Source organism: Trichlorobacter ammonificans (assembly GCF_933509905.1).
GTDB classification, from domain to species: domain Bacteria; phylum Desulfobacterota; class Desulfuromonadia; order Geobacterales; family Pseudopelobacteraceae; genus Trichlorobacter; species Trichlorobacter ammonificans.
Genome location: NZ_OW150024.1, coordinates 1,084,036 through 1,098,128, shown reverse-complemented (window position 1 = coordinate 1,098,128; position 14,093 = coordinate 1,084,036). Strand labels below are relative to the sequence as shown.

Annotated in this window: 14 protein-coding genes; all 14 read left to right on the top strand. The window is 61.9% G+C overall.

All coding sequences use genetic code 11. The features are described from left to right. The first annotated feature begins 2 nt into the window (after positions 1 to 2). The 14 genes from RAK07_RS04965 to pnp all read left to right on the top strand — a co-directional run bounded on the left by RAK07_RS04965 (position 3) and on the right by pnp (position 14,032). Complete coding sequence (locus tag RAK07_RS04965; RefSeq protein ID WP_305731735.1) at positions 3 to 941, top strand: UDP-glucuronic acid decarboxylase family protein; 939 nt, start codon at positions 3 to 5, stop codon at positions 939 to 941. Positions 942 to 947: 6 nt separating this feature from the next. Further along, positions 948 to 1,247: an FtsB family cell division protein gene (locus tag RAK07_RS04960; RefSeq protein WP_305731734.1), complete on the top strand. Its 300-nt coding sequence runs from the start codon at positions 948 to 950 to the stop codon at positions 1,245 to 1,247. A gap of 14 nt (positions 1,248 to 1,261) precedes the next feature. Next, the gene (locus tag RAK07_RS04955) at positions 1,262 to 1,441 is read left to right on the top strand and encodes a hypothetical protein (protein WP_305731733.1); all 180 of its coding nucleotides are present in this window, start codon (positions 1,262 to 1,264) and stop codon (positions 1,439 to 1,441) included. After that, positions 1,438 to 3,129, top strand: a complete 1,692-nt coding sequence (argS, locus tag RAK07_RS04950; RefSeq protein ID WP_305731732.1) for an arginine--tRNA ligase — start codon at positions 1,438 to 1,440, stop codon at positions 3,127 to 3,129. The genes RAK07_RS04955 and argS overlap by 4 nt, the downstream gene beginning before the upstream one ends. 9 nt (positions 3,130 to 3,138) lie before the next feature. Then, positions 3,139 to 3,936, top strand: a complete 798-nt coding sequence (locus RAK07_RS04945; RefSeq protein WP_305731731.1) for an SPOR domain-containing protein — start codon at positions 3,139 to 3,141, stop codon at positions 3,934 to 3,936. 137 nt (positions 3,937 to 4,073) lie between these two features. Next, complete coding sequence (rimP, locus tag RAK07_RS04940) at positions 4,074 to 4,553, top strand: ribosome maturation factor RimP (RefSeq protein ID WP_305731730.1); 480 nt, start codon at positions 4,074 to 4,076, stop codon at positions 4,551 to 4,553. 46 nt (positions 4,554 to 4,599) lie between these two features. Beyond that, the gene (gene nusA / locus RAK07_RS04935; protein ID WP_305731729.1) at positions 4,600 to 5,751 is read left to right on the top strand and encodes a transcription termination factor NusA; all 1,152 of its coding nucleotides are present in this window, start codon (positions 4,600 to 4,602) and stop codon (positions 5,749 to 5,751) included. A gap of 4 nt (positions 5,752 to 5,755) precedes the next feature. After that, positions 5,756 to 6,367, top strand: coding sequence for a DUF448 domain-containing protein (locus RAK07_RS04930; RefSeq protein ID WP_305731728.1), 612 nt, complete (start codon positions 5,756 to 5,758; stop codon positions 6,365 to 6,367). Continuing rightward, positions 6,364 to 9,153, top strand: coding sequence for a translation initiation factor IF-2 (infB, locus tag RAK07_RS04925; protein WP_305731727.1), 2,790 nt, complete (start codon positions 6,364 to 6,366; stop codon positions 9,151 to 9,153). The genes RAK07_RS04930 and infB overlap by 4 nt, the downstream gene beginning before the upstream one ends. Positions 9,154 to 9,186: 33 nt before the next feature. Continuing rightward, positions 9,187 to 9,558, top strand: coding sequence for a ribosome-binding factor A (locus tag RAK07_RS04920; protein WP_305731726.1), 372 nt, complete (start codon positions 9,187 to 9,189; stop codon positions 9,556 to 9,558). Then, complete coding sequence (locus tag RAK07_RS04915) at positions 9,527 to 10,495, top strand: DHH family phosphoesterase (RefSeq protein ID WP_309550343.1); 969 nt, start codon at positions 9,527 to 9,529, stop codon at positions 10,493 to 10,495. The genes RAK07_RS04920 and RAK07_RS04915 overlap by 32 nt, the downstream gene beginning before the upstream one ends. Continuing rightward, a complete protein-coding gene (gene truB, locus RAK07_RS04910; protein ID WP_305731725.1) occupies positions 10,489 to 11,367 on the top strand; it encodes a tRNA pseudouridine(55) synthase TruB in 879 nt (292 codons plus the stop codon). The genes RAK07_RS04915 and truB overlap by 7 nt, the downstream gene beginning before the upstream one ends. Before the next feature lie 106 nt (positions 11,368 to 11,473). Next, positions 11,474 to 11,740: a 30S ribosomal protein S15 gene (gene rpsO / locus RAK07_RS04905; RefSeq protein WP_305731724.1), complete on the top strand. Its 267-nt coding sequence runs from the start codon at positions 11,474 to 11,476 to the stop codon at positions 11,738 to 11,740. Positions 11,741 to 11,926: 186 nt separating this feature from the next. Beyond that, a complete protein-coding gene (gene pnp, locus RAK07_RS04900; protein ID WP_305731723.1) occupies positions 11,927 to 14,032 on the top strand; it encodes a polyribonucleotide nucleotidyltransferase in 2,106 nt (701 codons plus the stop codon). The last annotated feature ends 61 nt before the right edge of the window (positions 14,033 to 14,093 follow it).

The following is a 14,093-nucleotide window of genomic DNA, read 5'->3' as shown; positions in this document are numbered from 1 at the left end:
TCATGCGCATACTGGTCACCGGCGGTGCCGGGTTCATCGGTTCCCACCTCTGCGAGCGACTGCTGGCGGAAGGGCATGACGTCATCTGCCTGGACAACTTTTTCACCGGCTCCAAGGACAACATCATCCACCTGATGGATAACCACCGTTTCGAGCTGATCCGGCACGACATCGTCGAGCCGATCCTGCTGGAAGTGGACCGGATCTACAACCTGGCCTGCCCCGCCTCGCCGGTACACTATCAGTACAACCCGGTGAAAACCGTCAAGACCAGCGTCATGGGAACCATCAACCTGCTGGGGATGGCCAAGCGAGTCAAGGCCCGCATCCTGCAGGCATCAACTTCCGAGGTGTACGGCGATCCCCAGGTACACCCCCAGACCGAGGAGTACTGGGGCTACGTCAACCCGATCGGTATCAGGAGCTGCTACGACGAGGGCAAGCGGGTGGCCGAAACCCTGATGATGGACTACCATCGCCAAAACGGCGTGGATATCCGCATCATCCGTATTTTCAACACCTACGGTCCCCGCATGGCGGAAAACGACGGCCGGGTGGTGTCCAACTTCATGCTGCAGGCGCTGCGGAACGAACCGCTCACCATTTACGGTGATGGCAGCCAGACCCGCTCCTTTTGCTACGTTTCCGATCTGGTTGAAGGAATGATCCGGATGATGGAAAACGAGCAGGATTTCATCGGACCGGTCAACCTCGGCAACCCGGTTGAAAATACAATTCTTGAGTTTGCCGAAAAAATCATTACAATAACTGCCTCAAAATCCGATATTGTCTACAAACCATTACCCCAGGACGACCCGAAACAGCGCCGTCCCGATATTTCGCTGGCACAGCATCGACTGGACTGGGAACCACGCATCGATCTGGAGACCGGACTGAAGGCCACGGCCGAGTATTTTGCCGCCCGCCGAACCGGAGGATGACCCCCCATGCAGAAATCCGGCATGAAACGACGCCTCTACCTGATTCTGGCGGGATGTCTCTCTTTTATTCTGTTTTTTACTGTATTCGGGGAACGGGGGTTGCTCCGGATCAACGATCTGAAGCGTGAGCTCCGCCAGGTCGAGGAGAAGTCAGCCGAACTCCAGACTGCCAACGAGAAACTGCGCCAGGAAATCGCTCTGTTGCATGGCGATCGCAGCCACGTGGAGCGGATCGCCCGCAAGGAACTGGGGCTGGTGAAACCCGACGAGGTCGTCTACCGTTTCCCGTCCGCAGCCTCCAGGTAATCGAGGAGCGCACCATGAGCCGACAGCACTGTGCCGTATGCGCCTGGCGCGAAACCTGTGCAAAACGATTCAGCGTCACCGATAGCGGCGCGCGCTGTCCCGATTTTTCCCGTGACGTGACCATCAAAACGGCCGATGACGAAGCGTCATCCCCCAATGCCACCACCACATCCAAGGAACCCGCCAAACAATGATCCGTCAGAAACTTGTCCAGCTGGTGACAGCGGCCCTCGACAAGGCCCATGCCACCGGCCTGTTGTCGTCTGAAGCCTTTCCGCCCGTCGTGATCGGCATACCGGCCGTAGAAACGCACGGCGATTTTTCCTGCAACATCGCCATGCAACTGGCAAAGCCGGAACGCAAAGCTCCCCGCCAGGTTGCTGAAATCATTCTTGCCAGCCTTGACGACCAGGAACACCTGGTAGCCGGCACTGAGATCGCCGGTCCCGGCTTCATCAACTTTTTTATTGCCCCGACCGCCTGGCAGTCCTGCCTGCCGGCCATGGCTGCGGCCGGTGCCGCCTATGGTCGGACCGACCGTTATGCCGGCACCAAAATGCAGGTTGAATTCGTCAGCGCCAACCCCACCGGCCCACTGCATATCGGCCATGGCCGCGGTGCCGCCATCGGCGATGTGCTCTGTCGGCTGTTTGCCGCCACCGGCATGGAGGTGGTCCGCGAATTCTACTACAACGACGCCGGCGCCCAGATCAGCAACCTGGCACTGTCAGTGCAATCCCGCTGCCTCGGCATCGAACCGGACGATCCCCGCTGGCCGGCCGACGGCTACCAGGGGGAGTACATCAAAGAGGTGGCTGTCGCCTATCTGGCCGGCGAAACGGTGACCGCCGATGACCGGCAGGTAACCGCCGCTGCCGACCCCGACGATCTTGAGGCGATCCGCCGCTTCGCCGTTGCCTGGCTGCGGCGTGAACAGGATGAGGATCTGAAGGCTTTTGACGTCAGATTTGACAATTATTTCCTTGAATCAAGCCTCTACAGCGACGGCAAGGTGGATGCCGCCGTGGCGACCCTGATCGGCAGCGGTCACACCTATGAGCAGGACGGCGCGCTGTGGCTGCGCACCACCGACTTCGGCGACGATAAAGACCGGGTGATGCGCAAAACCGATGGCAGCTACACCTACTTTGTGCCGGACGTTGCCTATCACCTCGACAAGTGGCGGCGGGGATTCAGCCGGGTGGTAAACGAGCAGGGTGCCGATCACCATAGCACCATCACCAGAGTACGGGCCGGCCTGCAGGCGCTCAATGCCGGCATCCCCACCGGCTGGCCGGAATACGTCCTGCACCAGATGGTCACGGTACTGCGCGGCGGCCAGGAGGTGAAGATATCCAAGCGGGCCGGCAGCTACGTTACCCTGCGGGATCTGATCGACGAGGTGGGACGGGACGCCGTGCGCTTCTTCTTTGTCATGCGCAAACCCGACTCCCAGCTGGTCTTCGATATCGATCTCGCCAAGCAGCAGTCCCTCGACAACCCGGTCTACTATATCCAGTATGCCCATGCCCGCATCTGCAGCATCTTCCTGAATGCCGCCGAAAAGGGAATACTGCCGCCGACGGCACCCGACGTCGCCCAGCTGGCCCGGTTGGAAACGGCGGAGGAGATGAAGCTGATCAAACTGCTGGACGCCCTGCCGGACACCGTGGAGGAGGCAGCCCGGGATTTCGAGCCGCACCGCCTGGTGTACTACCTGACCGACCTGGCAGGTCGTTTCCACAGCTACTACAACAAGACCAAGGTGGTCACCGATGACCGGACAACGAGCGAAGCCCGCCTTTACCTCTTGTCCGTCACCAGGCAGGTCCTGCGGAACGCTCTGGGACTGCTCGGTGTCTCCGCTCCGGACGAAATGTAGGAGGCTCCCATGCGGATCGACTACAGCCCCCCGCGCACATCAGCGACCGGTGCCTCCCTCGCCGGCAAACAACGTTCTCCGGGAAACTCTTCCCTGCGCTCCGCGGCAGTGATCGCCGTCCTGGGTGGCATGGTCTTCACCGTCGGCTTCGGTACCGGCTGGTACTTCTCACAGCAGGCAACCAAGCGGGCTTTCCGGGCCGCCATGGAACAGAACAGCCTGGAAAGCACCCCGCTGCAGGCACCGGCGGCACCGGCACCCATCCCTCCCCCTCCCCCCGCTGCCGCCACTCCGGCCGCGATACCGCCGCTGACAACGCCTCCCGTACCAGTAGCGGGAACCGTTCCGGCAGCACCGCAGAAACCCGCTGCAACGCCACCCCCGGCTGGAGCGCCCCTTTCCTTTTACGAAAACCTGCCCAGCGGCCAGAAAAACACCGTGTTGGGTAGCGGCATCAACGAAAAACCGAAGCCGCTCCCCACGCCTGCCCAACCAGCCGCCCCTGCGGCCGCTCCCCCGAAACCGGCCGATGCACCCCCAGCATCACCCTCCCCCGCAGCGGCCCCGACCTCCGGTGCGGCCGGTTGGGTGGTACAGGTGGCGGCATTTTCCTCGCAGAAGGAAGCGGAAGCACTCAAGGCCAAGCTGGCCGCCAAGGGATATACCGCCTCGGTCATGGAGACCAACCTGAGTGACAAGGGAACGTGGTACCGGGTCCGTATCGGCCGCCATATGAGCAAGGAGGCGGCGACGGACATCGCCTCCCGCATCGGCGGCGGCGCCAAGGCATTGCCGGACCAGGACTGACCCCGCCTCCGCTCTGCCGTTGCTGCAAAAATCACTTGCAAGCAGCGGGGAGCTGTGATATTGCCAGAATACATTTTGTTTGCTGTGAACAAAGTGGGCTTGCAAAGGCCCACTTTTTTATTGGGGCGGGAGCAGGTATGGCAGAAAGCGAGATTACGGAGCAGGTAACGGCCCTGGCCCAACCGGTGCTGGATTCCCTCGGCCTTGAGCTGGTGGACCTGGAATTCAAGAAGGCCGGCCGCAGTTTCGTACTGCGTCTCTTTATCGACAAACCGGGCGGGATAACCCTCGACGACTGTGCTGAGGCAAGCCACGAGCTTTCCCTGCTGCTGGATGTGGAGGACTGCATTCCGGGGCGGTATACTCTGGAGGTTTCCTCGCCGGGATTGGATCGTCCCCTGAAAAAGGAGGCGGATTTCCTCCGCTACCAGGGCCGTCTTGCCGTGGTCAAGACCCAGGAACTGCTGAAAGACGAAAAGGGAAGTCCCCGCAAAACCTTCCTCGGCACTATCGAGGACGTGGCTGACGGCGTGGTGACCCTGCGTCTCAAGGAAGGTCCCCTGGCACGGATTCCCCTGGCCGGCATCGTCAGGGCCCGCCTCGAATTCGAACTGTAACGCACTGTTGCGATTATCCGTTTCAGGATACAAGGAGATAGCTACCGTGGATACAAACGTCAGTCTCAAGCAGGCTATTGAGCAGATTGTCAAGGAAAAGGGCATCGACCGCCAGGTGGTGATCGAAGCGATGGAGCAGGCGGTCCTGTCCGCCGCCAACAAGAAATATCGCAACACCCGTATCCTTGAGGCCCACTACAACCATGACACCGGTGAAGTGGAACTGTTCGAGTACGTCCGGGTCGTGGAAGAGGTGCAAGATTCCTACACGGAAATCTCGGTGGAAGAGGCCCGCGAGATGGACCCCGAATGCGAAATCGGCGACGAATTGGGTGAGAAGATCGACTCCAGCGACTTCGGCCGGATCGCCGCCCAGACCGCCAAGCAGGTGATCATCCAGAAGGTGCGCGAGGCGGAGCGCGAAACCGTCTTCAACGAGTACAAGGATCGCCAGTGGGAGATCGTCACCGGCCAGGTACGCCGCTTTGAGCGGGGCGACCTGCTGATCGACCTGGGCCGTGCCGAGGCCATCCTCCCCTCCAAGGAGCAGATGCCGCGGGAGGTCTACCGCCCCGGCGACCGGGTGCGGGCCGTGATCACCGATATCGGCATGACCCCCAAAGGCCCCCAGATCGTGCTGTCCCGCACCCACCCCCAGATGCTGGCCAAGCTGTTCGAGGCAGAGGTGCCGGAAATCGGCGAGGGGCTGGTGGAAATCGTCAACGTGGTGCGCGACCCCGGCAGCCGTGCCAAAATCGCCGTTGCCTCCCATGACCGCGATATCGACCCGGTGGGTGCCTGCGTCGGTATGCGCGGCTCCCGTGTCCAGAACGTGGTCTCCGAACTGCGCGGCGAAAAGATCGATATCATCCCCTGGTCCGCCGACATGGCCCGTTTCGTCTGCAACGCGCTGTCGCCGGCCCAGGTGGTCAAGGTATTCATGGATGAAGAGCAACGAACTCTGGAAGTGATCGTCCCTGACGACCAGCTCTCTCTGGCCATTGGCAAGCGGGGCCAGAACGTCAGCCTGGCGGCCCGCCTTACCGGCTGCCGGATCGACATCAAGGGAGAAGGCAAAGAGGAGGACAATGACCTTGAAGCATTTGCCTCCTTTGACGGCACTGCCCGCGACGAGGAGCAGGAACCGGCGGAACCGGATGCTCCGGTGGAAGAGGCCGGGGAGGAAACGGGAGCCTGACCCCATGACGCAGCGGAAACGGTCCGAGCCCCAACGCAGTTGCATCGTCTGTCGCCGTGAGGGGGACAAACGCTCGTTTCTCCGCTTCGTTCTGGCCCCGGACAGCAGCATCACCCCTGACCTGGAGCAGAAACTGCCCGGTCGCGGCACCTACACCTGCCAGTCGCGACGCTGCCTGCAGGAAGCGGTGAAACGCCGGCAGTTCAATCGCGCCTTCAAGGAAACCACTGCCGCGGTGACTCCGGAGGAGCTGGCTGAGCTGGTGGCAACTCTGATGAAAAAACGGATCGGCGCCTATCTGTCCCTGGCGAACAAGGCAGGAATGCTCGTTTCCGGCGGCGATGCACTGGAACGGGCGCTACGCTCGGCAAAGCCCCCCTGCCTGCTGCTTCTGGCCGACGACATTTCCGGGGCCAGCGCCGATAAGCTGCAGGGACGGGCAGAACGAAGCGGCATACCGGTATACAGGATATTGACCAAAGAACTGATGGGGCAACTGGCCGGCAAGGACTCCGACCGAAGCGCGGTGGCGATCATGTCACCGGAATTCGCACGATCACTCTGCACTGAACTAGAACGTTACAGGAACTACCTGGAAGAGGAGAGCAGTCGATGAGCAAAACCCGGGTAAGCAATCTGGCTGAAAAACTGGGCATCGAAACGAAAGAGGTGCTGACCAGACTGAAGGAGTTGGGCTATGACGTCAAGTCCGGCACATCCACCGTTGATGATGAGGCGGTGGCCCGCCTGACTGCCGCCCGGCCCGATGACACGGGACCCGAGGAGGTACGGGTCACCACCACCATCGTGCGCCGTCGTGCCCGGGTAGCTCCGCCTGCTCCCGCCGCAGCCGAAGCAGCCGTTCCCCCGGCCGTGGAGCCGGTCGCCGAACCGGTTCCGGAACAAACGCCGCCGGTGGCGGAAAAAAAGCCGGTGGTCAAGAAAGCTCCGGAAAAGACCATCGAAGCGGCAGCCCCGGCACCGGCACCGGAAACAACCGTCGAACCCGTTGCTCCCGCACCGCCTCCGGCAGCCGTCGTTGAAGCGCCGGCCGCAACGCCGATTACTCCGGCCAAAACCGAACCTGCTGCAAAGCCGGCAGTGCCGGCGCAACCGGAACGGGCCAGCGCCAACCAGGCACGGATTCTGGGACGGGTTGAAATTCCGATTACTCCCGAACCCCGCCCGGCACGCCGTGATCAGGGACGCGCGCCCGGAGCACCGGGCGACCGGGGTCCCCGGACCCCCGGCAGCGGTGATTTCCGTGGCCCCCGGACCCCGGGTACGCCGGACAATCGTCCGCCGCGCCCCGGCGGCCCGTCCCGTGAAGGCGGGGCGCCACGAGACGGCGCTGCCCGTCCTGCCGGCGGCCGGCCGGTACAGATGACCCCCGTGGACATACCGCCGCTGGGTGACGACCGCCGCAAGGGTACACCACCGGGCCGCAAGGGCCCCGCCACCAAGGATGGCGGCGATGCGGCACGCGCCAAGAAAGGGGCAGCCGGCAAGGGCAAAGGACGGGAGCAGTTCACCAAAACCACCCTGCTGGACCGCGAGGAACGTCTGTTCGATCCGGTGCACAAGTCGCGCCGCAAGGGTCAGAAAGAGCGGATTGAACCGGGCAAGACCGAACTGACCGTCCCCAAGGCGATCAAGCGGATCATCAAAATTTCGGAAACCATCACCATCGGCGAACTGGCCAAGCGGATGGGAATCAAAGCCACCGACCTGATCAAGGCGATGATGAAACTGGGCTCCATGGTGACCATCAACCATGTGCTCGACCACGACGCCGCCGTGCTGCTGGCTGCGGACTACGGCTATGAAGTGGAAAACGTGGCGGTTGACCTGGACGAAATTCTGGAATCAACACCGGACACTCCGGAATCGCTGCAGAAGCGGCCTCCGGTGGTCACCATCATGGGCCACGTCGACCACGGCAAGACCTCGCTTCTGGACGCCATCCGCAAGACCAACGTCATCGGGGGGGAAGCGGGCGGTATTACCCAGCATATCGGTGCCTACGACGTGGAGCTGCACGGCCGCAAGATCACCTTCCTGGACACCCCGGGCCACGAAGCGTTCACCGCCATGCGGGCCCGCGGCGCCAAGGTGACCGACATCGTTATCCTGGTGGTGGCGGCCGACGACGGCGTCATGCCCCAGACCAGGGAAGCGATCAACCACTCCAAGGCAGCCGGCGTGCCGATTCTGGTGGCCATCAACAAGATCGACAAGCCGGACGCCAAGCCGGAACGGGTCCGTCAGGAGTTGACCGAGCATGGCCTGGTGGCCGAGGAATGGGGCGGCGACACCACCATGGTGGAGGTATCGGCCAAGCAGCGTCTCAACCTTGAAGAACTACTGGAAATGGTACTGCTGCAGGCCGACGTGATGGACCTGAAGGCGAACCCGGCCAAGGAAGCCAAGGGAACCATCGTCGAAGGCAAGCTGGACAAGGGACGGGGCCCGGTAGCCACCGTACTGGTCCAGGAAGGAACGTTGCGGGTTGGCGACTACTGCGTGGTCGGCGTCCACTCCGGCCGGGTCCGCGCCATGCAGAACGACCGCGGCGAGCGGGTGGCCGAGGCCGGCCCCTCCACCCCGGTGGAACTGGTGGGTCTTTCCGGCGTTCCCGATGCCGGCGACATCTTCGTGGCCATGAAGGACGAGAAGCAGGCCCGGGAGATCGCCACTCTGCGTCAGATCAAGCAGCGGGAGCTGGAACTGGCCAAGCATGCCAAGATGTCTCTGGACGACCTCTACAAGCAGATCCAGAGCGGCGAGGTCAAAGACCTCAACGTCATCGTCAAGGCGGACGTCCAGGGCTCGGTGGAAGCGGTGGCCGACTCGCTGCGCAAGCAGTCCACCGAAGCGGTGCGCCTGAACGTCATCCACACCGCAGTCGGTGCCATCACCGAGAGCGACGTCAACCTGGCCACCGCCTCCAACGCCATCATCATCGGCTTCAACATCCGTCCCGAGGTCAAGGCCCAAACCCTGGCCGAGAAGGAAGGGGTGGATATCCGTCTCTACAACGTCATCTACGACGCGGTGGACGATGTCCGCAAAGCGATGGAGGGCCTGCTCTCGCCGGTCTTCAAGGAGAAATACCTGGGCCGCGCCGAGGTGCGCGAGGTGTTCTCGGTGCCGAAGATCGGCAGTATCGCCGGGTGCTACGTGGTGGACGGCAAGTTCATCCGCAACGCCCAGGTCCGCCTGCTGCGGGACAACGTGGTGGTCTACCAGGGCAAGCTGGGCTCCCTGCGCCGCTTCAAAGACGACGTCAAGGAAGTGGCCTCCGGCTACGAGTGCGGCATGGGGTTGGAAAACTACAACGATATCAAGGTCGGCGACGTGATCGAGGCCTTTGAAATGGAAAAAACAGCTGCCAAGCTGTAACAGCAGCGGCGTTTTCGGAGACAGGTTGGGTATATGCAGCACAAACGAGCCGACAAAGTAGCGGAAACCATTCATGCCACGGTTTCAAGCATCCTGGTGCGGGGGTTGAACGACCCACGCATCGGATTTGTCACCATCACCGATGTCGAGGTGACCGATGACCTGCACCTGGCCCGTATCTTTTTTTCGGTGATCGGCGACGATGCCGCCAAGAAGAACACGGAAAAGGGGCTGAACAGCGCTGCCCGGCATATCCGTCACGAACTGGGCAAGGTGCTGAAGATGCGCTACACTCCGGATATTTTGTTCAAGTACGACCATTCCCAGGAGTACGGCCAGCGGATCGACACCCTGCTGCGGGAAGTGAGCGAGCATGATGACGGAAACGATCCGGAACATCGTTGAAGCGATCCGGGAAAGCCGGAACGCCTTGGTGGTCAGCCACGAAGGACCCGACGGCGATGCCGTCGGGTCGAGTCTCGGTCTGGCCGCGTTTCTCAGGGCCATCGGCAAGGAAGTCGTGGTCCATCTGGCCGATCCGGTGCCGGAACTGTACCGTTTTCTCCCCGGTGCGGACCTGGTCACTGCCGTTATTCCCGACCGCGACTTCGATCTCGCCTTCGTGCTGGACGTGGGTGAATTCCGCCGGGCGGGTCAGCAGTTCTGTTCCTTCGGCCGTATCGGCCGCATCATTAACCTGGACCACCACCTGACCTGCGAGCAGTTCGGCTTCATCAACCTGATCGACGTTGAGGCCGCCGCCACCGCCAACTTGGTCTGGCGGGTCGCCGCCGCCTACGGTTTTTCGCCGGATTACGCCACAGCCCTCTGCCTCTACGTGGGCATCCTGACCGACACCGGCTCCTTCCGCTACTCCAATGCCAACCGGGAAGCGTTCACCGTTGCCGGTGAACTGCTGGAAGCCGGCGGCTTCACCGCCTGGGATGTCTCGGAAAAGCTGTACGAAAGCCAGCCGCGCAAACGGCTGGAGCTGTTGGTCCGCGCCCTGCCCACTTTGGAATTCATCCGTAACGGCCAAGCCGCCTCCCTGACGGTTACCACGGAGATGTACGCGGCAACCGGAGCCGATGCGGAGCTGACCGACGGTTTCGTCAATTATCCCCGCTCGGTACAGGGAGTCGAAGTAGCCATTTTCTTCCGCCAGTTGGACGAACGGCGCTTCAAGGTCGGTTTCCGCTCCAAGGGGGCGGTGAATGTGGCAACCATTGCCCGGCAATTCGGCGGCGGTGGCCATCACAACGCAGCTGGCGGCATCGTGGAAGGAACCCTCGACGAGGTCAAGCGTATCGTCTACGGCGCGGTTGAATCGATTCAGTGGTAGACGGCTTTCTGGTTATCGACAAGCCGGCAGGCATCACCTCCCACGACGTGGTGAGCCGGGTCAGGCGACTGGCGGGTACCCGGAGGGTCGGCCACACCGGCACCCTGGACCCCTTTGCCACCGGTGTGTTGCCGGTTGCGGTGGGTGAGGGAACCAAGGCGATCCCCTTTCTCGATGAGGGGGAAAAGGAGTACGAGGCAGAGCTGCTGCTGGGCACCGTCACCGACACCCTGGACCACACCGGCACCGTCCTGCAACAATCCGATTGGAGCACGGTAACGGAATCCGCCCTGCTGGAGCGGATGGCCGAGCTGACCGGCACCATCAGCCAGGTTCCCCCGATGTATTCGGCCATCAAGCAGGGGGGGCAGCCGCTCTACAAGCTGGCCCGCAAGGGGGTGGAGGTTGAACGGCAGCCGCGGCAGGTGACCATTTACCGTTTCGACCTGCTCACCTGTACTCTGCCGACCGTAACGGTACGGGTGCGCTGCTCCCGCGGCACCTACATCCGTTCCCTGGCGGACGACCTGGGACGACTCGTGGGCTGCGGTGCCTGCCTCTCCGCTCTACGCCGGACCCGTAGCGGACCGTTTGCAATCAGCACCGCCATTACCCTTGAGGAACTGGCGTCGCTGGCAGCAGCCGACTGCCTGTCGTCGGTGCTGGTTAGCCCGCGGGAGGCCCTGAACCATCTGCCGGAAATCGTTCTTGAGCAGGAGCAGGCTGAGCTGGTGTTCCACGGCAGATTGCCGAACCTGGGTTTCCAGGACGGCCCTCGCCGCCTGACCCACGACGGCCGCCTGGTGGCGGTGACGGAACTGGACCAGGAGCAGCGTCCGGTGTTGCGGCGGGTATTTCACGGGAATGGATAACAGGAGACTTTACAGTGTGACGAGAATGTGTTAAACATACATTCCTTTCACTATTTTACGCGTGTTTCGACACCATATTTCAGATCCCAAAGGGGAGGTACAGACGGTGCTGGCAACCGAAAAAAAGCAGGAAATCATCAACAATTTCAAGGTTCACGACGGTGATACCGGATCTCCCGAGGTACAGGTGGCCATCCTGACGGAACGGATTACCTATCTGACCGAGCACTTCAAGGTGCATAAGAAAGATCATCACAGCCGTCGCGGCCTTCTCAAACTGGTAGGACAGCGTCGCCGCATGCTTGATTATCTCAAGTCGCGTGATATTGGCCGCTACCGGAAACTGATCGAGCGTCTCGGCATCCGCAGGTAGAGGAAGGAAGGGCACTATGAGCCGGCACCCCGCCGCTGGTAGTGCCCTGCTTCCTTTTTTCGTACAAGGGCTGTTGCAGCCCTTTCTTTTTTTGTCAACCAGTGTTGGGGGCGTGGATAGGGATCCCGGACAGTTGCCGGTGTTCGTATCGACGGCCCCAGCGCACATCAAGCGAGGAGAAGCAGTATGACATTCAATGAACAGTGTGTTGAGGCAACCGTTGGCAACATGAACATCCGGATTTCCACCGGCAAAATGGCCAAGCAGGCCAGCGGCGCCGTGGTGGTGCAGTCCGGCGACACCATGGTGCTGGTCACCGTGGTCGGTGCCAAGGAAGCGAAGCCGGGGCAGGATTTCTTCCCCCTGACCGTTAACTACACCGAGAAGACCTACGCCGGCGGCAAAATTCCCGGCAGCTTCTTCAAGCGTGAAGGCCGCCCCTCGGAGGACGAGACCCTGATCTGCCGCCTGATCGACCGGCCGATCCGTCCCCTCTTCCCGGAGGGCTATCTCTGCGACACCCAGGTGATGGCTACCGTCATCTCCGCCGAAGAGGATCACGATCCGGCCATCCTCTCCATGGTGGGTGCCTCTGCCGCCCTGATGATCTCCGACATTCCCTTTGAAGGGCCGATCGCCGGCGTCAAGGTGGGCCGGGTTGACGGCAAACTGATTGCCAACCCCAGCGCCGAGGAACTGAAAAACAGCGACATGGAGATCGTGGTGGCTGCCGGTAAGGATGCCATCTTCATGGTGGAAGGCGAAGCCGACTTCGTGTCCGAAGAGGATATGCTGGAGGCGATTTTCTTTGCCAAAGATGCGGTGCAGGGTATCCTGGCGGCCCAGGAACAGCTCGCTGCCAAAGCCGGTGTGGCAAAGCGCGAGGTTCTGCCGCCCGCGGTGGACGAAGCACTGAAGGCCAAGGTGGCTGCCCTGTCCGCCGACCGGATCGCCCAGGCGTTCAAGATTCGGAGCAAGCAGGAGCGCTACGCCACCATGGCTCAGATCAAGGCCGACGTGCTGGCCGAGCTGGCTGCCGAGTATGAAGGCCGCGAAAAGGAGATCAAGGAGTTCCTGGGGGACCTGGAGTACAACCGGATGCGTACCGACGTGTTGGAGACCGGTATCCGTATCGACGGCCGTGACACCGTCACCATCCGTCCTCTGGCCATCGAAGCCGGTCTGCTGCCCCGGGCCCACGGTTCCGCCCTCTTTACCCGTGGCGAAACCCAGGTGCTGGCCGCCGCCACTCTGGGCACCTCCCAGGACGAGCAGCGGATGGACTCCCTGTACGGCGAGTACCGCAAGAAATTCATGCTGCACTACAACTTCCCGCCCTTCTCCGTTGGCGAGACCAGCTTCCGTCTGGCTCCGGGCCGCCGGGAGATCGGTCACGGCATGCTGGCCGAGCGGGCCATTTCCGCCATCCTGCCGAACCATGACGACTTCCCCTACACCATCCGGATCGTGGCGGAGACCCTGGAGAGCAACGGCTCCTCCTCCATGGCCACGGTCTGCGGCGGCTGCCTGTCGCTGATGGACGCCGGCGTGCCGATCAAGACACCGGTGGCCGGTATTGCCATGGGCCTCATCAAGGAAGGGGACAAGGTCGCCATCCTGACCGACATCCTGGGTGACGAAGACCACCTGGGGGACATGGACTTCAAGGTGGCCGGTTCCGCCACCGGCGTCACCGCCCTGCAGATGGACATCAAAATCGGCGGTGTCAGCAAGGAGATCATGCAGCAGGCCCTCAAGCAGGCCAAGGACGGCCGTCTCTACCTGCTGGGCAAGATGGCCGAGTGCCTTGAGGCTCCCCGCGCCGACCTCTCCGCCCATGCGCCCCGTATCACCACCATCTGGATCAAGCCCGACCGCATCCGCGACGTCATCGGTTCCGGCGGCAAGACCATTCGCAGCATCACCGAGGCCACCGGTGTCAGCATCGACATCGAGGACAGCGGCAAGATCAACATCGCCAGCAGCGACAAGGCTGCCTGCGACGCCGCTATCCAGATGATCCGCGGACTCACCGACGAAGCCGAGGAAGGCAAGCTCTACATGGGTACCGTCAAGAAGATCATGGAGTTCGGCGCCTTTGTCGAAATCCTGCCCAACACCGACGGTCTGGTGCATATTTCGGAGCTGGATGAAACCCGGGTGAAAAACGTCAGCGACATCCTCAAGGAAGGGGAGCAGGTGCTGGTAAAATGCATCGGCATCGACAAGCAGGGCAAAATCAAGCTCTCCCGCAAGGCGGCCCTGGGCCAGAGCCTGGAAGAAAAAGACTAGCACGAAAGCGGAATGCTTGGTACAAGGCAGGGCTGCCAAGCGGTTCCTGCCTTTTTTTTCT